14 protein-coding genes and 1 pseudogene are annotated in these 17266 nt (G+C 68.5%); 7 read left to right on the forward strand and 8 right to left on the reverse strand.

Going from position 1 to position 17266, the window contains the following annotated elements:
• Window positions 1–6 precede the first annotated feature (6 nt).
• From ET475_RS07425 to ET475_RS07435, 3 genes are all read left to right on the forward strand, one after another.
• The gene (locus ET475_RS07425; protein ID WP_165310807.1) at window positions 7–1179 is read left to right on the forward strand and encodes a sugar ABC transporter substrate-binding protein; all 1173 of its coding nucleotides are present in this window, start codon (window positions 7–9) and stop codon (window positions 1177–1179) included.
• Between the two features lie 241 nt (window positions 1180–1420).
• Window positions 1421–2554: an FAD-dependent monooxygenase gene (locus tag ET475_RS07430; RefSeq protein WP_129388019.1), complete on the forward strand. Its 1134-nt coding sequence runs from the start codon at window positions 1421–1423 to the stop codon at window positions 2552–2554.
• A 55-nt stretch (window positions 2555–2609) separates the two neighbouring features.
• Entirely contained in the window at window positions 2610–3044 is a 435-nt protein-coding gene (locus ET475_RS07435; RefSeq protein WP_207205436.1) for a MarR family winged helix-turn-helix transcriptional regulator, read from the forward strand.
• 9 nt (window positions 3045–3053) lie between these two features.
• On the opposite strand, the gene ET475_RS07440 is transcribed toward ET475_RS07435, so the two are convergent.
• Both ET475_RS07440 and ET475_RS07445 read right to left on the reverse strand, forming a co-directional pair.
• Window positions 3054–3713 carry a GntR family transcriptional regulator gene (locus ET475_RS07440; RefSeq protein WP_242497798.1) on the reverse strand — a complete coding sequence of 220 codons (660 nt, stop codon included), beginning with the start codon at window positions 3711–3713 and terminating at the stop codon, window positions 3054–3056.
• Window positions 3714–3747: 34 nt separating this feature from the next.
• Window positions 3748–4671: a LysR family transcriptional regulator gene (locus ET475_RS07445; RefSeq protein ID WP_129388022.1), complete on the reverse strand. Its 924-nt coding sequence runs from the start codon at window positions 4669–4671 to the stop codon at window positions 3748–3750.
• Between the two features lie 34 nt (window positions 4672–4705).
• Here ET475_RS07445 and hpaD point away from each other — a divergent pair, with 34 nt between their 5' ends.
• Window positions 4706–5788 (forward strand): 3,4-dihydroxyphenylacetate 2,3-dioxygenase, encoded by a 1083-nt coding sequence (hpaD, locus tag ET475_RS07450; protein WP_242497799.1) that lies wholly within the window; start codon window positions 4706–4708, stop codon window positions 5786–5788.
• 291 nt (window positions 5789–6079) lie between these two features.
• On the opposite strand, the pseudogene ET475_RS07460 reads toward hpaD, so the two are convergent.
• Window positions 6080–6484 (reverse strand): annotated as a pseudogene (locus ET475_RS07460) (solute carrier family 23 protein); the annotation flags it as partial.
• A 112-nt stretch (window positions 6485–6596) separates the two neighbouring features.
• Between ET475_RS07460 and ET475_RS07465 the strand changes: the two are divergent.
• A complete protein-coding gene (locus tag ET475_RS07465) occupies window positions 6597–6836 on the forward strand; it encodes a DUF2249 domain-containing protein (RefSeq protein WP_129388025.1) in 240 nt (79 codons plus the stop codon).
• Between the two features lie 133 nt (window positions 6837–6969).
• On the opposite strand, the gene ET475_RS07470 is transcribed toward ET475_RS07465, so the two are convergent.
• From ET475_RS07470 to ET475_RS07480, 3 genes are all read right to left on the reverse strand, one after another.
• Window positions 6970–7671, reverse strand: a complete 702-nt coding sequence (locus ET475_RS07470; protein ID WP_129388028.1) for an anaerobic ribonucleoside-triphosphate reductase activating protein — start codon at window positions 7669–7671, stop codon at window positions 6970–6972.
• The gene (locus ET475_RS07475) at window positions 7668–9485 is read right to left on the reverse strand and encodes a ribonucleoside triphosphate reductase (RefSeq protein WP_129388031.1); all 1818 of its coding nucleotides are present in this window, start codon (window positions 9483–9485) and stop codon (window positions 7668–7670) included. The genes ET475_RS07470 and ET475_RS07475 overlap by 4 nt, the downstream gene beginning before the upstream one ends.
• A 312-nt stretch (window positions 9486–9797) precedes the next feature.
• Complete coding sequence (locus ET475_RS07480) at window positions 9798–10709, reverse strand: phosphoribosylaminoimidazolesuccinocarboxamide synthase (RefSeq protein ID WP_129388035.1); 912 nt, start codon at window positions 10707–10709, stop codon at window positions 9798–9800.
• Between the two features lie 931 nt (window positions 10710–11640).
• On the opposite strand from ET475_RS07480, the gene ET475_RS07485 reads away from it, so the two are divergent.
• Both ET475_RS07485 and ET475_RS07490 read left to right on the forward strand, forming a co-directional pair.
• The gene (locus tag ET475_RS07485; RefSeq protein ID WP_242497800.1) at window positions 11641–12261 is read left to right on the forward strand and encodes a PadR family transcriptional regulator; all 621 of its coding nucleotides are present in this window, start codon (window positions 11641–11643) and stop codon (window positions 12259–12261) included.
• Window positions 12258–13787 carry an MFS transporter gene (locus ET475_RS07490; protein WP_129388041.1) on the forward strand — a complete coding sequence of 510 codons (1530 nt, stop codon included), beginning with the start codon at window positions 12258–12260 and terminating at the stop codon, window positions 13785–13787. Before ET475_RS07485 ends, ET475_RS07490 begins: the two co-directional genes overlap by 4 nt.
• 28 nt (window positions 13788–13815) lie before the next feature.
• Here the strand turns inward: ET475_RS07490 and ET475_RS07495 are convergent, their stop codons facing one another.
• Together ET475_RS07495 and ET475_RS07500 are read right to left on the reverse strand one after the other, a co-directional pair.
• Window positions 13816–14658: a siderophore-interacting protein gene (locus ET475_RS07495; protein WP_129388045.1), complete on the reverse strand. Its 843-nt coding sequence runs from the start codon at window positions 14656–14658 to the stop codon at window positions 13816–13818.
• 60 nt (window positions 14659–14718) lie between these two features.
• Entirely contained in the window at window positions 14719–17238 is a 2520-nt protein-coding gene (locus ET475_RS07500; protein ID WP_129388048.1) for a glycosyltransferase, read from the reverse strand.
• Window positions 17239–17266: the final 28 nt, after the last annotated feature.

Genomic DNA, 17266 nt, shown 5'->3' on the forward strand with positions numbered 1-17266 from the left:
GATCACATGACCATCACGCATCGCGCCGCACGGCGCACTCGGGTGCTGACAGCACTCGCGGTGGGGGCGGCTCTGACCGCGACCCTCGCCGCGTGCAGCTCCGATTCCGACGACGGCGGTTCCGCGTCGGCTCCCTCGGGTGAGACGAGCGCGGACTCTGCGCTCGCGCAGGAGATCACCACGCTCGAGCAGCCACTGGATGCCTTCCCGGTACCCACCGACAAGGTCGACGGCGTCGCCGATCTGGCCGGGGGCACCATCTACTACGTGCCGATCACCTCGCGCGCGCCGCAGTTCGCCATCACGCAGGCAGAGATCACCGTGGCCGCCAAGGCCGCGGGGCTGAAGGTGCAGGCGTGTGACGGAAAGGGCACGCCCACCGACATCTCGGCATGCATCACCCAGGCCACGCATGCGAAGGCCGTCGGCATCGTGCTCGACGGTCTTGCGTACGACATGGCGGCCAACGCGATCGAGGGCGCGCAGAAGGCGGGTGTGCCGGTGGTGATCTCGAACCAGATGACCGATGAGCGGCATCCGGCCACCGAGACGTTCTCAAATGTCGGCACCGCCGGTTCCCCGCAGATGATCGCGCTGGCCAAGTGGATCATGTTCGATTCGGGCGGCAAGGCGAATGTGCTCATCAACGAGGCCACCGACGGCGCATCTCAGATCGCGTACGTCGAGGCCGCTGTCGACGAGTTCACGAAGGACTGCCCCGACTGCACCGTCACCGTCAACAAGGTCTCGTCGGCCAGCTTCGATCAGATTCCCTCGTCGACGAGTTCGGCGCTGCTGAAGAACCCCGACATCGACTACGTCATCTCGGAGTTCGCCGAGTTCCTGCAGCCGACGGCACAGGGTGTGCAGCAGGCAAGCGCCAAGGTGACGATGACCACCGCCGCATCTGCGCTGAGCACGCTGAAGGAGCTCAAGGGCGGCGCCACTCTGCAGGCGGCCACCGCGCAGGCCGCCGGTTACCAAGGATGGGTCGACGTCGACGCGATCCTGCGTCTGCACGCCGGTCAGGACGTGCCGGAGTACGAGGTGCCCACACGTCTGTTCACGCCGGACACGCTCGACGGTGTCGAGCTGACCTCGGACGCGGAGCAGACGGGGGCGTGGTTCGGTCCGGCGACATACACCGACGACTTCACCGCTCTGTGGGGCGTCAACTAGCGAATGCGCGAGCGGGGGCCGAGGGCGAGTGCTGCCCTCGGCCCCCGCTGCTGTGCGGGGTGGCTTGTGCGCCCGGTGGTCGAGATTCCGCGCTCGCGGCGCTGCCGGTGCGGAATCGCGACCACCTCGTCGCGGATCGCGCGTGACTGCTGGCGTGATGTTGCCAATCAATATATGCTCATATATATGTTGACATATTTATGTGTCGACATGTGACCACGACAACGAAGTAGGTGGAGATATGAGCACGAGCACGGCTCTCATCGTCGGCGGCGGGATCGGCGGGCTTTCGGCCGCGATAGCGCTCAGCGACGCGGGTTGCGAGGTCACGGTCGTCGAGCGACACGCTGACGTCCATTCCTCGGTGTACGGCGTCGGAATCATCCAGCCGGTCAACGCCCTGCGGGCGCTGGCGGCGATCGGATGTGCCGACGCGTGCATCGAGGCCGGCTACCCCGCCGAGGGATGGGGCAAGATGTACGACGTCGACGGCGTCTTCCTGCACGCGATGCCGGGGGCCGTGATCGAGGGCTCGGGTCTGCCGCCGCTGAACGGTGTGACCCGGCCGAAGCTGCACGAGATTCTCACTGAGCGCGCCCACGATGCCGGGGTCGACATCCGGTACGGAACTTCGTTCACCACGTTGGAGCAAGACGATGATGCTGTGACGGTCACGCTCACCGATGGCCAGGTCGCGCGCGTCGACCTGGTCGTGGGTGCGGACGGTGTGCGCTCGCAGGTGCGCCGGGAGGTCTTCGGATCGCAGCTGCAGCCGCGCTACATCGGCCAGTCCGCCTACCGCGTGAACGTGCCGCTGGACCCGGAGATCGATCGCATCATCCTGCAGGCGGGCCCCGAAGGCATGGCCGGGTTCGTGCCGATCGGCAAAGACCTGGCCTACTTCTTCTACAACGCTCAGATGGAGCGCCCGCCGCATGAGGACCGGCGAGATCTCGTCGCCGAGCTGCGGGAGCACCTGCGCCCGTTCGCCGGGCTCACCGCTCGTGCGCGCGACGAATGGATCGACGGGTCGAGCGAGATCGTGCTTCGCCCCGAGGAGTCACTCATCCTGCCTGGACCGTGGCACCGTGGACGGGTGGTCCTGCTCGGGGATGCTGTGCACGCCATCACCCCGCATCTTGGCCAGGGTGCGGCACAGGCCATCGAAGACGCCGTCGTGCTGGCCGAAGAGGTGAGCAGGCAGGGTGCGACGGATGCCGCGTTCCAGGCGTACCTGCATCGGCGCTTCGAGCGCTGCGAGCTGATCGTGCAGACCTCGCTGAACATCGGCGAATGGGAGATGGGTCGGCTCGAGGGGTTCGACAACGTCGCGGCGACCAACCACGTCCTCGAGGTGATGGCGCGCCCCCTGTGAGTCGGTGCCCGGCCGTGCGATAGCATGGCGCGGCCGGGCGGGCGGAAGGACGGGCATGAGTACTGACGGGCTGGCGGTGACGCTCCGGGAGCTCGCCTGGGTCATCCACAAGCGCATCCCCGAACGGGCAGGTGTCGGCCCTCTGCCGACGACGGAGGTCGCCCTCCTCAAGCAGGTCATCGATGGGCCGGGGCAGACGGTCGGCGAGCTGTCGGCCGCCCTCGGGCTGCGGCAGCCGAACACCTCTGCCGCACTGCGCGTGCTGACCTCGCGCGGTCTCGTCGTGCGATCGGCGGATGCCGCGGATCGACGCACCAGCCGTATCCACCCGACCGAGGAGGGGCGTCGCGAGCACGAGGCGATAGCGGCCGCATGGGCCGCGTCGGTCGATGACGCGCTGGACACACTGCCCGAGTCCGACCGCTCGGCTTTGACGAATGCCGCAGGAGCCCTCTCAGCGCTCGCGCGCGCTATGCACGCGGCAGAGTGAGCCTTTCACTCAGCGTCCGTCGCGCTCCGCGTCGTATTTGAGCACGGCATCCACCGTCTTGATCTCGTGCCGGCGCGCGGCGGTCTCGATCATCTCGGCGTCGGCGCCGCCCTCGATCAGGTCGATGAGCGACTCGTGCTCGGTGATCGAGGCGAGGGCGCGCCCGGGCGCGTACCAGAACGCTGAGCGGCGGATGACCTCGGCGCGCGCCCACTCCGAGATGACCATGTCGTTGAGGCGGGCGTCTTCGCACCGCGAACACAGCAGCTCGTGGAACTCGCGATTGAGCTGCCCGAACCGGCCGGTGTCGAAGTTGGCCAGGGCGTCGCCCATCTCGGTGTTCAGGGTGCGGGCGTGCGCGATGTCGTCGGAGGTGAGGTTCTGGGCCGACAGCGAGGTGGCGAAGCCTTCCAGGCGGGCCAGCAGCAGCATGGTGTGCTTCCAGGCGTCGGTGTCGAATGTCTTGACCATGGCGCCGACATTCGGGATGATCTCGACCCAGCCCTCGGCCTCAAGGCGTCGCAACGACTCGCGCCAGGGCACGGAGCTGATGTTGAACTCGCGGCCGAGCTGGTCGATCACCAGGCGCCGACCGGGGCCGAACGTGCCGTCCATGATGCGCTCTTTGAGGGTCAGGTAGGCCTGTTCTGCCTTGCTCGCAACCGCCACACGCACTCTCCGCCGAGTCGATATTTCGTACACATCATCGTACAGGATCTGCTGCGCGGGCCGACGACAGGCACGCGAGCAAGCGATCGATGACGGGATACTGCGCCGCGCCGGGGCGCACGAGCACGAGAGAGCGCAGCGGACGGGGCGCGGGGTGCAGCGGGCGGGTGACCAGGTCGAAGCGCCCCAGACTCGCGCCGTCGGGGTCGGGCAGGATGCCCCAGGCGGTTCCTGCCTCGATGAACGGGATGCTGGTCTGGATCGTTTCTGCGGTGCGCACGGCGCCGGGGGTCACGTGGCACGCGCGAAGCGCGTCTTCGACAGCCTCGGGCAGGCTGGGCACCGCGGCCGTGCGCTGCGGCAGCACGAGAGTGTGGCCCTCGAACGCCTGCAGTGGCAGCGGGTCGGGCGTATCGGTCTCGGTGGGCGGCAGCGCCGCCACGAGGGGAATGTCACCGCCGTCGACGATGTCGAACTGCCCCCGGTGTCGCTTCGCGAACCGTGGGCCATCGTCGACCATGATCATCGCGACGTCGACCGTTCGCCGGGCGAGCATGTCGATCGCCGTCCACGGCGGCGGGTCGGTCAGGCGCACCTCGACATCGGGTGCGGCCTTGGCGAAGGCCCGCAGCAGCCGGGGGAGCCGGTGCCACAGCAGCGTGGGCACGACGGCGAGCGAAACGCGACCGGTGGTTCCCGCGCCGAAGCGTCCGAGCGTCTCGACGATGTCGTCTGCGGTTGAGAGCAGGCCGGCTGCGGCATCCAGCAGATAACGCCCCGCACTGGTGGGCTCGACCCCGCGCGGCGAGCGCACGAGCAGGGCGACGCCCACGGACGCCTCGAGCTTGCCGATAGCGACGCTCAGCGAGGGCTGCGCCAGGTGCAGGGCCTGCGCTGCGGCCGAGAATGAGCCCGCTTCGACCACGGCGGTGAAGTACCGCAGGTGCCGCAGTTCCATGGTGTCGATGATAGCTCTGCTCTCGATATAGCGAATGACTATTGCTTCGAGAGGTGATTCGGGGATTCCGCCACGACGCCGGCTCGCCGACGATGGAAACACCGACCCGAAGGAGAAGGCGATGCTGCCCACCTGGAACCAGAATCCCCCGTTCACCCTCACCCGTGCCAGCCACGTGCGCCTGGCCGTGACCGACCTGAGCGCCAGCCGCGACTTCTATCGCGACACGGTGGGGCTCGTGGTCACCGAAGAGGCCGATGACGTCGTCTACCTGCGTGGACTCGAGGAATCGGCGCACCACAGCCTCGTGCTCGAGCGCGCCGAGACTGCGCAGGCCCTGCAGATCGGGCTGCGGGTGCGCACCGACGACGACATCGTCGCCGCAGAGAAGCACTTCGCCGCGCACGGCATCGAGCACGAGCGCGTCGAGCTGCCGCACCAGGGACCGACCCTGCGCTTTCGCGACCCCGTGGGCACGCACATGGAGCTGACCAGCAGCATGTCGCTCGTCGAGCGCAAGATGCAGAACTTCGATGAGTTCGTCGCCGGTGCCCCGCAGCGCATCGACCACTACCAGTGCGTGACCTACGACGTGCAGGCGGCCACCGACTTCTGGACGGGCCTGGGCATGCGCATGAGCGAGTACACCGCCAAGGACGACACCGACGAGCTGTGGGGCACGTGGATGGAGGTCAAGGGCAACACCCACGATCTCGTCTTCACGAACGGGCGCGGGCCGCGCCTGCACCACTTCGCCTACACGGTGCCCGATGTCTCGTCGCTGATGCGGGCGGCGGATGTCGCCGGTGCGACCGGCTTCGGTGAGGAGATCGACCGGGGACCGGGCCGCCACGGCATCAGCAACGCCGTGTTCCTGTATCTGCGCGACCCCGACCAGCATCGCATCGAACTGTTCACCACGCACTACCAGTTCATCGACCTCGAAGAGCAGCCGATCCGCTGGGACATCAGCAACCGCCGCCGCGCGCAGCTGTGGGGCATGCCCGCCTCACGCCGGTGGTTCTTCGAGGCCAGCGAGTTCCCGGGCGAGAACGTGCGTGAGCCGCTGCTGACGGCCACCCCCGACACGCTCGAGGACTTCCTCGGCGTGCACTGAGCCCGGTGGCCCGGGGCCCGGTGCCCGGCTCCCGGCGCCCAGCGCTCGGTGTTCGACGCCCGGCGCCCGGTGTTCGCGGTGCCCGGCTCCCGGCTCCCGGCGCCCGGCGCCCGGCGCCCGGTGTTCGCAGCAGCGCTGCGGCGCGGGTACGGGCGGCCGAAGCGTTCAGAACTCAGCCTCTTCGTGCCGGATACGTGCCGTTCGCGGCCGTGTCGGTGCCGTGCTCGACGAATGGGCTGAGTTCTGAACGCCGGCGCGGGTCGCCCGGTCGGGTCGCGCCCGCCCCGCCGGCTACTCCGGGTCGCCGCCGAGCTGGCCGACGGCCGGGATCGGACCACCGTCGTCGGCGCCGGTCTTGCGCACGCGGGCGATGGCGTTGCCGCCGTGGTAGATGATCAGGGCCGCCGCGGCGCCGAGCACGATGCCGGTGAGCTGGAAGTCGCCCCAGCCCATCGTGAAGTTCGCGATTGCGATCACCAGAGCCACCGCTCCCGTGTACTGGTTGACCGGACGTGAGAAGTCGACGCGGTTGTCGACCCAGATCTTGATGCCGATGATGCCGATGAGGCCGTACAGAGCGGTGGTGGCCCCGCCCAGCACACCATCGGGGATGGTGTGGAAGATCTCGCCGATCTTCGGAGACAGCGCGAGGACGATCGCCACGATGCCGGCGACCCAGTACGCGGCCGTCGGATGCCGCTTCCAGAACCTTACCTGGGAACGGCCTGTGAGCACCGGATCTCGTCGCATCGGAGCCGACCCCCTTCCCGCGGGTCTAGCGTCGAAGGTGAATCCTGAAGGGAGCTCCATGAGCGAGTCCGAAATCCTCGATGTCCGTGAACTGATCCCGGCGCAGCGCCATGTGATCATCTTCGAGAAGTACAACGCCCTCGAACCCGGGCACAGCTACATCCTCGTCAACGATCACGACCCGAAGCCGCTCTACTATCAGTTCGCCGCCGAGCACGAGGGCCAGTTCACCTGGCAGTACCTCGAAGAGGGCCCGACGACCTGGCGCGTCGAGATCGGACGCCCCGAGGCCGCTTGACGAAGGCCCCCGCCGCGCGGGTGGTCTGCGCGCGGCGGGGGTGTCTGGGGCGAGGGGGCGTTTCGACTCGCTTCGCTCGCTCAACGAGCGGGGGGCGTTTCGATTTGCCTGCGGCTCGCTCGAGCGACCGAGGTCAGCGGATGATCACCCGTTCGAACCGGGCGGCGTCCACCACACCCAGGTCGACCGGGCGCGCGGGACCGTCGACCCGCGGCATCCCCTCTCTCGTGCCGGTCGTGCGAAAGCGCTGCAGCGCCCACGTGCCCACCCCCGCGTCGGCCAGCCGGTCGGCGAGCGTGCAGAGCCCGGCCTCGTCGATCGCATCGGAGTGCACGGTCGTGCGCACCTCGTACGAGAGCGACCCGGCGCGGCGCGCATGCTCGTGCAGCACGAGCTCGAGCGCGCGCCATGCCCGGTCGGCTCCGCCGCCGCGCCCCACCACGTGGTCGTAGCCGTCGTCGGTCGCCTTGATGTCGAGCCCGACCCAGTCCAGGCGCGGCAACAGCTTCTCGAGCCGGCGCGGGTACGCACCCGAGGTGTGCAGCCCGACGCCGAACCCGAGCGCGCGCACCTCGTCGACGGCCGGTTCCAGCGCCGCGTGCAGCGTCGGCTCACCGCCCGAGAAGACGACGCCGTCCAGCATCCCGCGTCGTCTGCGCAGGAACGTGAGCACGTCGCTCCAGGCGAGTTGCCCGGGCGCCCGCGGATCGATCAGCGCCGGGTTGTGGCAGTAGAAGCAGTCCCACGGGCAGCCCTGCAGGAACACGGTGGCCACCAGGTGCTCGGGCCAGTCCACCGACGAGAGGCGGGTCAGTCCCGCCACCCGCAGCGTCATGACGCTCCGGCCAGCGCCGCTTCGGGCGCGGCGACCTCTTGGGAGAAGTACCGCCGCTCGGCGGCCTCGCCCTTCTTGCCGATGTTGAACGACGAGATCGGGCGGAAGTAGCCCATCACCCGCGTCCACACCTCGCAGCCGGCGCCGCACTCGGGGCACTGCTCGTGGTGCCCCGACACGTAGCCGTGCGCGGGGCAGATCGAGAACGTCGGGGTCACCGTGATGTACGGCAGGCGGAAGCGCTCGAGCGACCGGCGCACGAGGTTCTTGCACGCTGTGGCCGAGACGAGAGCCTCGCCCATGTACAGGTGCAGCACCGTGCCGCCGGTGTACGCGGCCTGCAGCTGCTCTTGCTGCTCGAGTGCCTCGAACGGGTCGTCGGTCCACCCCACCGGCAGCTGCGAGCTGTTGGTGTAGTACGGGTTCGCGTCGGTGCCGGCGTGGATGATGCCGGGGTATCGCGCGATGTCTTCCTTCGCGAACCGGTAGGTCGCCCCCTCGGCGGGGCTGGCCTCGAGGTTGTACATGTTGCCGGTTTCGGTCTGGAAGGCGACCATCCGCTCGCGCACGTGGTCGAGCAGGCGCAGCACCAGCGCGCGGCCGCGCTCGGTGGTGATGTCGTCGGTGTCGCCGGTGACATTGCGCACGTACTCGTTGAGCCCGTTGACCCCGATCGTCGAGAAGTGGTTCTGCAGACTGCCCAGGTAGCGCTTGGTGTAGGGGAACAGCCCGCCGGCGATGTGCCCGTCGATGACGGCCCGCTTGGTCTCCAGGCTGTCGCGGGCGATCTCGAGCAGCTCGTCGAGGCGCCGGATGACGGCATCCTCGTCTCCCGCATGCACGAAACCGAGTCGGGCGCAGTTGACGGTGACCACTCCCAGCGACCCGGTCTGCTCGGCCGAGCCGAACAGTCCGTTGCCGCGCTTGAGAAGCTCGGTGACATCCAGCTGCAGGCGGCAGCACATCGACCGGATCATGTGCGGGTCGAGATCGGAGTTCACGAAGTTCTGGAAGTACGGCAGGCCGTACTTCGCGGTCATGGCGAACAGCGCCTCGACGTTGGGGCCGTCCCAGTCGAAGTCGCGGGTGATGTTGTAAGTGGGTATCGGGAACGTGAATGCCCGGCCCGCGGCATCCCCCTGGCTCATCACCTCGATGAATGCGCGGTTTATCACTCCCATCTCGGCGGTGAGATCACCGTAGGTGAACTGCTGCACGACGCCGCCGATGAGGGGATGCTGCGCCGCGAGGTCATCGGGCACGGTCCAGTCGAAGGTCAGGTTGGTGAACGGCGTCTGCGTGCCCCAGCGCGAGGGGACGTTGAGGTTGTACACGAACTCCTGCAGCGCCTGCACGACCTGCTCGTAGCTGAGGGAGTCGAGCCGCACGAGCGGCGCGAGGTAGGTGTCGAACGAGCTGAACGCCTGGGCACCGGCCCACTCGTTCTGCAGGGTGCCCAGGAAGTTGACCATCTGCCCGAGGGCGCTGGTCAGGTGCTTCGGCGGCGCCGAGGCGATCTTGCCCGGCGCGCCGTTGAAGCCTTCTTCGAGAAGCATCCGCAGCGACCAGCCGGCGCAGTAGCCGGCGAAGACATCGAGGTCGTGGATGTGGATGTCGCCGGCGCGGTGGGCTTCGCCGGCCTCGGGGGCATAGACCTCGTTCAGCCAGTAGTTGGCGATGAGCTTGCCCGAGGCGTTCAGGATCAGACCGCCCAGCGAGTACCCCTGGTTGGCGTTGGCGTTCACCCGCCAGTCGGAGCGGTCGAGGTACTCCTCGACGGTGCTGGCGACGCTGACGGCGTCGGATGTGTGCATGGTGACTCCCCGTGTTGTGTGTCGATGCGTTCTTTCGACCACCGGAACGCAGGATCACTATATGTGGGGGTCAACGTAGAATGCACCACTATATGTGGTGGCGCACAAAGGGTGTGATGGCGAACTCCGGTGCAATTGCCGAGGGGTGCAGACACGCTTGTCGATGCGGGACGATCGGGATGCTGCGGTGTATAAGCGGTCGGTGCGCGTGTTGCAGGTCAGCAGTCGAGGCATCCCGATTCGGTCGTCACGAATGGCCCCTTCCGTCGTGAGGAGGGGCCATATGCGACGACTGACGGGTCGGAGGGCGGGTCAGGACATGAGGCGTGCGATCAGCTCGCGGTATCGGGCAGCGGTGCGCTCGACGATCTCTGCGGGCAGGGTCGGGGGCTCGCTCTGCTGGGCCTCCCCACGTCCACTCGACGCATCGCTGGCGCGCTGCGCCGAGCCTCCGGGCGCGTGGCCCTCCCCACGCCCACTCGACGCATCGCTGGCGCGCTGCGCCGAGCCTCCGGGCGCGTGGGCCCAGTGGGCCGAAAGCCAGTCGCGCACGATCTGCTTGTCGAAGCTTGCCATGCGCTCGGCCGGCGTTGAGCCGGTGCGCCAGGCTTCGGCATCCCAATACCGCGACGAGTCCGCCGTCAGCACCTCGTCGGCAAGCGTCACCGTGCCATCCGGCGCGATGCCGAACTCGAACTTCGTGTCGGCGAGAATGAGCCCGTGTTCTTCGGCCGTGGCGGCGGCGCGGTCATAGATGTCGAGCGAGAGCGCCCGCACCTTCTCGGCGTGCGCCGCGCCGAGCAGCTCGACCGCGCGGTCGAAAGAGATGTTCTCATCGTGCTCACCGAGCGGCGCCTTGTACGCCGGAGTGAAGATAGGCGCGGGCAGCCGGTCGCCGTTGTGCAGCCCGTCGGGCAGATGGATGCCGCACACGGTCTGGCTCGCCTGATACTCGGCCCAGCCCGAGCCGGTGAGGTAGCCGCGCACGACGCACTCCACCGGCAGCATGTCGAGCTTGCGCACGACCATTGCGCGTCCGGCCACTGCCTCGGGCGGCGTGGCGCCGTCGATGAGGTGATTGGGAATCGGCGTTCCGCCGTCGCCGCCGGCCAGGCGATCGAACCACCACAGGCTCAGCGTCGTCAGCAGCTCGCCCTTGCCGGGAATCGGCGGCTCAAGCATGTAATCGAACGAACTCACGCGGTCGCTGGCGACCACCAGCATCCGGTCGCCTCCGTCGTCGGGGCGTACAGATCGCGCACCTTTCCGGAGTAGATGTGCGTCCAGCCGGGGAGGGTGTCGGGAGTGCTCACCTGCCCATCCTCCCATCCGTCGCGGCGTCTCGCCTGCGACCCATGCGGTGCCGGCAGCGCGATCTCGGGTTGTGCCGTCCCGTTGTGTCGCATCGCTTGGGTGAACCGGCTCAGTGGGACGGCGTTGCGGTGGCGCCCGGCGTCCGCCGCTGCGCCGCGCCGCCGGGCGTGTTGCGGTACGCCGTCCCGTTGTGTCGCTTCGTCTGCGTGATGCGGCTGTTTGGGACGGTGTTGCGTCGGGAGACGAAAGGGCGGGCCCGTATTGTCGCTTCGGCTGGCTGAAGCGGCAGTTTGGGACGGCGTTGCGGTGGGGTTGGGCGGCTGAGGGATGCCGGGGTGCGTCGCGCGCCGCGCTGCGCCGCCGGGCGCGCCGCGCTGTGCCGCCGGGCGCGTTGCGGTACGCCGTCCCGTTGTGTCGCATCGTCTGCGTGATGCGGCAGTTCGGGACGGTGTCGCGTCGGGGAGGCGAAAGGGCGGGCCCATATTGTCGCTTCGGCTGGCTGAAGCGGCAGTTTGGGACGGGGTTGCGGTGGGGTTGGGCGGCTGAGGGATGCCGGGGTGCGTGGCGCGCCGCGCTGTGCCGCCGGGCGCGTTGCGCTGTGCCGCCGGGCGCGTCGCGCTGTGCCGCCGCGCGCGCCGCGCTGTGCCGTCCCACTGTGTCGCATCGTCTGCGTGATGCGGCAGTTTGGGACGGTGTCGCGTCGGGGAGACGGAAGGGCGGGCCCTTATTGTCGCTTCGGCTGGCTGAACCGGCAGTTTGGGACGGCGTTGCGGTGGCGCCCGGCGTCCGCCACCGCGCCGGGGGTGTATAGTCCATCTGGACTAATCGATATGGAGTGATGATGAAGGATGCCGCACTCACGCCGCTGGGCGTGATGGTGCTCGCGCTGCTGCGCGAGGGCGACATGCATCCGTACGAGATGATGCGGCTGCTGCGGCACCGTCGTGAGGACCGCATGGTCAGGATCACGAACGGCACGTTCTATCACACGGTCGCCCGGCTCGAACGGGACGGGCTCATCGCTGAGGTGGGCGTCGACCGTGAGGGCAACCGGCCCGAGCGCACCACCTACACGCTCACCGACGCCGGGCCCGCCGCACTGGAGGAGTGGGTGCGATCGCACCTGGCCGGGGACGGCGCGCAGAACTTTCGCGTTGCGCTAGCCGAGGCGCACAACCTCGACCGCTCCGAGGTCATCGCCGAAATCTCCACGAGAAAAAGTGCGCTCGCTGCGGAATACGCATTGATGCAGAACGGGTTGCAGTCTGCACGCACACGCGGCGTCTCTGATCAGTACATCGTCGAACTCGACCGTCACTGCGCGCTGTTGCGCGCCGACCTTGATTGGACCGATTCCCTCCTCGCGCGTCTGGAGCGCGAGGACTATCCGTGGGGGCATGAAGACCTCACCCCCGAAAACCTCGCCGCCCGTGAGGCCATGCGAAAGGCAGCACAGAAGTGACAGACACCAGTTCCGCGGCACCGACTGCGGCATCCACCACCTCGCACGGCCACCAGCCGCGCAGCCCGTGGCCGGCCCTGTGGGCCTTGGTCATCGGCTTCTTCATGATCCTGGTCGACACGACGATCGTCTCGGTGGCCAACCCGGCGATCAAAGCGGCGCTCGACCCGAACACCAACAATCTCGACAACGTCGTCTGGGTCACCAGCGCCTATCTGCTCGCGTACGCGGTGCCCCTGCTGATCACCGGACGCCTCGGCGACCGGTTCGGCCCCAAGAACGTGTATCTGGTGGGCCTCGCGATCTTCACCCTCGCCTCGCTCGGCTGCGGCCTGTCGACGACCCTCACCACGCTGATCGCCTTCCGCGCCGTGCAGGGCCTGGGCGCCGCGCTGCTGACGCCGCAGACGATGGCGGTGATCACCCGCACCTTCCCGCCGAACCAGCGGGGTGCGGCGATGGGCCTGTGGGGTGCCACCTCGGGCGTCGCCATGCTCGTCGGCCCGCTGGCCGGAGGCCTTCTCGTCGACGGCCTCGGCTGGGAATGGATCTTCTTCATCAACCTGCCAGTCGGTGTCGTCGGCTTCGTGCTGGCCATGATCCTCGTGCCCAAGCTGCCCACGCATCCGCACCGCTTCGACATCGTGGGTGTCTTCCTCTCGGCTGCGGCGATGTTCTTCATCGTGTTCGGTCTGCAAGAGGGTGAGAAGTACGACTGGGGCAAGATCTGGGGCCCCATCACCGTCTGGGAGCTCATCGCCGTCGGCGTCGTGCTGCTGGGCGTTTTCATCTGGCAGCAGGCCAAGACCCGCAGCGAGGCGCTTGTGCCGCTGGGCCTTTTCCGCGACCGCAACTTCTCGGTGTCGAACCTGGGGATCGCGGTGGTCGGGTTCACCGTGACGAGCATGACGCTGCCGCTGATGTTCTTCATCCAGCTGGCCCGTGGGCTGACCCCCACACAGTCGGCACTGCTGATGATCCCCATGGCGGTGCTGGCCGGTGCGCTCTCGCCCTTCGCGGGTCGGCTGCTGGACCGCATCGACTCGCGCCTGCTTCTCGTGCCCGGCGTCGCGCTGTTCGCCGGAGCGCTGTTCTGGTACGCCGCGCTGATGAACATGGACACCCCGATCTGGATGTTCCTGCTGCCTTCGGCGGTCATGGGCATCGGCAGCGCGGGGGTGTGGGGCCCGCTGGCGACGACGGCCACCCGCAGTCTCGAACCGCGTCAGGCCGGGGCCGGCTCAGGCATCTACAACACGACGCGCACGATCGGATCGGTGCTCGGCTCGGCCGCCATCGCCGCGTTCATGCAGGGTCGGCTCGAGGCGAACCTGCCGGGCGCTGCGGATCAGGCCGGTGGGTTCGGCGGGAGCGACCAGCTGCCGGCCGTCATCGCCGGACCGTTCGGTCAGGCCATGGCGCAGGCCATGCTTCTGCCGGCGATCATCATGGCTGTGGGCGTGGTCGTCGTGCTGTTCATGAAGGACCCGCGAGCGACGACAGCGGCGGAGTGGCAGCACCACTGACAGGTCTGACCGACGGCCGGGTGGCCGTTCAGTCGGGGTCGGCGGGGTCGATTGGGGCGTGGTGATCCCACGCCTCGACACCCTGCCGCCAGTAACCGCTGACCGTGTACTGCTCACGCGGCAGCGCCAGGGTGTGGCGCAGGTGCCGGCGCAGCGGCACGAGAGTGGATGCCTCACCGGCAGCGAACACGTAGCTTGAGGCATCCACCCCCACGGCCGTCAGCGCGGCGATGAGGTCATCGCCGGCGGCGTGCAGCGCGAACTCACGGTCGGCGAAGGTGCGCAGGTACGCGCGCGCCGCGTCGAGATCGAACGCCGAGGCGATGATTTCGACGGTCGTGGATGCCGGGACGTCAGCCAGCCAGCGGCCCGCCGCCGGCAGCGAGGTGCCGTCGACGACGAGCACGACGCGGGGGGCGTTCTGGGTCGCCTGCCGTGATCCGCGCGGTCCGACCAGCACCAGGCGTGACCCCACGACGGCCTGCGCGCCGAATTGCGCGGCCGGACCGGGGCTCTCATGGCGCAGAATGTCGATGTCGACCAGGCGCCGGCCGTTTTCATCGCGCACGTTCAGCGGGGTGAAGTCGCGCCCGAAAGTGGCGCGGTCGGGCCGGGTGATGCCGTCCTGCCCGGGGCCGGCTGCCACCGGGGCGACCAGCTCGCCGGTGGCCGGATCGGGGAAGAACGTGCGCACGTGGTCGCTCGGGCCGGCATCGGGAAAGTCGCCGAAGTCCGGGCCCGTCAGCGTGACCCGCACGTACTCGGCAGTCGGGTTGCTCACCGCTGTGACGATCGCCTCGCGAGCGGTGAAGCGGTTGCGGCCGCCGGCTCGATAGAACAGCGTCGATGCCTCGGTTGCGGCATCCGTCATGGCATTCCTCCTCGTGCCGCGCACATCGCGACCCTCCTAGCCAATCACGTTGGTGGTGGCTCAGCCGCGCCGGATCGTTCGGATCGCCCCGGTGGCGGTCGCGGCCCGTCCAGCGTCGATGACCGCCGCCAGCTCGGCGACGACCTCGGAGGTGTAGGCGGCGGCATCCAGTCGGGTCACCGGAATCTCACCCGCCAGATGCGCGAGCATTCCATCGCGCAGTGCGTCGTCGTGCTGGTCGACGACGCGGATGGTGTCGCCGGGCAGGGCATCGCGCACCGAAGCGAACGCGGTCGAGACGATGGGCAGCTCGCACAGCGCGGCCTCCAACAGCACCATCGGCTGGCCTTCGTAGGTGCTGGAGAGCACGAAGCAGTCGGCAGCGGCCAGGATCGCGAAGGGGTTGCGGCGCAGCCCCGCCAGAAAGGCGGTGCCTTCCAGCCCGAGCTCGGCGATCAGCTGCTGCAATTCGCCCTCGAGCGGCCCGGCGCCCACGATCAGCAGCCGGGCGCGGGCATCCCGCGCATGCACCTGCGCGAAGGCGCGGATCAGGCGTGCGTGGTTCTTCTCGGTCGACAGGCGCCCCACGGTCACGAACCAGACGCTGTCGTGATCGGGCTGCTCGAGCTGCGACATCCACTCCGGCACGGCCTCGTCCGCCTCCAGCACACTGCGCAGCGGCGCGCGCATCCCCTCTGAGACCCGGGCGACATTGGGCAGATTGCGCACCGTGACGAACTTCTCGGGCGCCGCGTATGCCGACAGCTCGGCACGGTTCAGCGCGGTCAGACTCGGCGAGACCGACACCAGGTGGTCGAACGCGCCGTATTGGGCGAAGACGAGTCCGAGCGCGCGGCGATGCGGCTGCTTGCCGGCCACGGTGCGCTGCTGGTCGGCGGCCATCTCGTTGTGCAGCCACACCGCGCGCGGGGCGAAGGGGGAGTGCAGCAGCAGGTTCGTCCAGATCGGGCTGTAGCCGCTGAAATCGGCGACCCAGTCGAACGTCGCCGAGCCGAACACGCGTGCCCATTCGCCGTCCCACAGCTGCGCGTGCCAGTGCTCGTCGCGCGGTGCCGGCGGCAGGCCGCGCCGGTCGCGGGCGTGGCGGCGCAGCTGCAGCGCCTTCGAGCCGTTCATGCCGCCGATGCGGAAGACCTGTCGCACGGCGGGGTGGATCAGCTCCCGGTTCGCGAGCGGGTCCTCCGCACGAAAACGCGGCATGAGCGCGGTCACATCGTATTTCTCGTGGTCGATGGCGCCCAACAGGTTCAGCACCGAAGTGGTGATGCCGTTCGAGCGCATTCCACCCAGGAAGAACAGCAGGCGCGTGCGTCCGTCTGAGACGGCCGGCCGCACGCGGCGGCCGACGGTGCGCCCGCGAAAGACGATGTCGACGACGCGGCGGGTGGCCTCGCCGTCGTCGTACGGCGTGAAGCGCTGCGCCCACTGTGCGTACCGCTCATGCTGCCGGCCCTCGAGCAGCTCGGCGACCAGCGTGCCCGCCTCGAACGGATCGGCCGTGACCGGTCCGGGCAGCTCGTCGAGGGAAAGATAGGTGCCGCGCGCGGCGGAGTAATCGTCGGCATCCGGCGTGAAGAAGACGATGGGCCGGCCCGTGGCCAGATAGTCGAAGAAGATCGAGGAGTAGTCAGTCACCAGCGCCGCTGCGACGCCCAGCAGCACGTTGGTGGGGATCGTGTTGGGGAGAAGGATGCTGCGCAGCGCCGGCCGCGTGGATGCGAGTGCGTGCACGACCTGGTGTGTCTTCAGCAGCACCACGGTGTCGTCGCCGACGCGTGATTGCAGCGCCTTCACTTGTGCGGCCAGCGCGTCGAGGTCGTCGTCGGGGTTGCTGAACGACGAGCCGCGCCAGGTCGGGGCGAACAGCACGATGCGCCGCTCTCCTGCCGCGATGCCCTGGCGGTCCAGCTCGGTGCGCACGTCGCTCTCCTGTGCAGGGCTGAGGCGCTGCCGGTCGATGCGCGGGTAGCCTTCCGTGATGATCTGCCCACGGTAAACGTTGCGCAGCCGGTAGGCGTCTTCGTACATCGTCTCGGCCATGAACTCATTGGCGGCCAGCAGATAGTCGGCCGACAGCAGATTGCGCAGCGTGTTGGCCGACTCGATGGCGCCGTCGGGCATGTCGAAGCCCATGAGCTTGAGTGGGGTGCCGTGCCACGTGTTCAGATACACCTGACCGGGTCGCTTGCCGAACGCCGGTGGGAACGTCGCGTTGTTGATGAGGTAACCGGCCGTCGACAGCGTGCGCCAGTAGTCGAATGATCCGCGGCGCACAGCAGAGACCCGTGGATGCGTGCCGAACTCGTCCGTGAAGCGCGCGAGGGCCGCGTCGTCGTCGATGGCCCACACGTGCCACAGGTGGTCGAAGTCGGGCCGGCCCAGCAGGTAGCGGAAGATCGCCTCGGGATTGCACAGCACCCCGTTCCCCGCGAAGGACTCGTACAGCACGACGTCACTGAGCACGGGCTTTGACCGCGCATAGGCGATGCGCTCGGCCTGTACGGCCTTGCCGGCCCGCGACACATAGCGGTTGACACGGTGCGGCAGGGGGAGCTTCACGACTCCCGAGCGTAGACCGCGCTCCTTG

This window comes from Microbacterium protaetiae, assembly GCF_004135285.1.
Taxonomy (GTDB): domain Bacteria; phylum Actinomycetota; class Actinomycetes; order Actinomycetales; family Microbacteriaceae; genus Microbacterium; species Microbacterium protaetiae.

Coding starts and splice junctions, on each gene's coding strand:
- ET475_RS07425 (WP_165310807.1), top strand. CDS start 7: ATGACCATCACGCATCGCGCCGCACGGCGCACTCGGGTGCTGACAGCA.
- ET475_RS07430 (WP_129388019.1), top strand. CDS start 1,421: ATGAGCACGAGCACGGCTCTCATCGTCGGCGGCGGGATCGGCGGGCTT.
- ET475_RS07435 (WP_207205436.1), top strand. CDS start 2,610: ATGAGTACTGACGGGCTGGCGGTGACGCTCCGGGAGCTCGCCTGGGTC.
- ET475_RS07445 (WP_129388022.1), bottom strand. CDS start 4,671: ATGGAACTGCGGCACCTGCGGTACTTCACCGCCGTGGTCGAAGCGGGC.
- hpaD (WP_242497799.1), top strand. CDS start 4,706: ATGACTATTGCTTCGAGAGGTGATTCGGGGATTCCGCCACGACGCCGG.
- ET475_RS07465 (WP_129388025.1), top strand. CDS start 6,597: ATGAGCGAGTCCGAAATCCTCGATGTCCGTGAACTGATCCCGGCGCAG.
- ET475_RS07470 (WP_129388028.1), bottom strand. CDS start 7,671: ATGACGCTGCGGGTGGCGGGACTGACCCGCCTCTCGTCGGTGGACTGG.
- ET475_RS07475 (WP_129388031.1), bottom strand. CDS start 9,485: ATGCACACATCCGACGCCGTCAGCGTCGCCAGCACCGTCGAGGAGTAC.
- ET475_RS07480 (WP_129388035.1), bottom strand. CDS start 10,709: ATGCTGGTGGTCGCCAGCGACCGCGTGAGTTCGTTCGATTACATGCTT.
- ET475_RS07485 (WP_242497800.1), top strand. CDS start 11,641: ATGAAGGATGCCGCACTCACGCCGCTGGGCGTGATGGTGCTCGCGCTG.
- ET475_RS07495 (WP_129388045.1), bottom strand. CDS start 14,658: ATGACGGATGCCGCAACCGAGGCATCGACGCTGTTCTATCGAGCCGGC.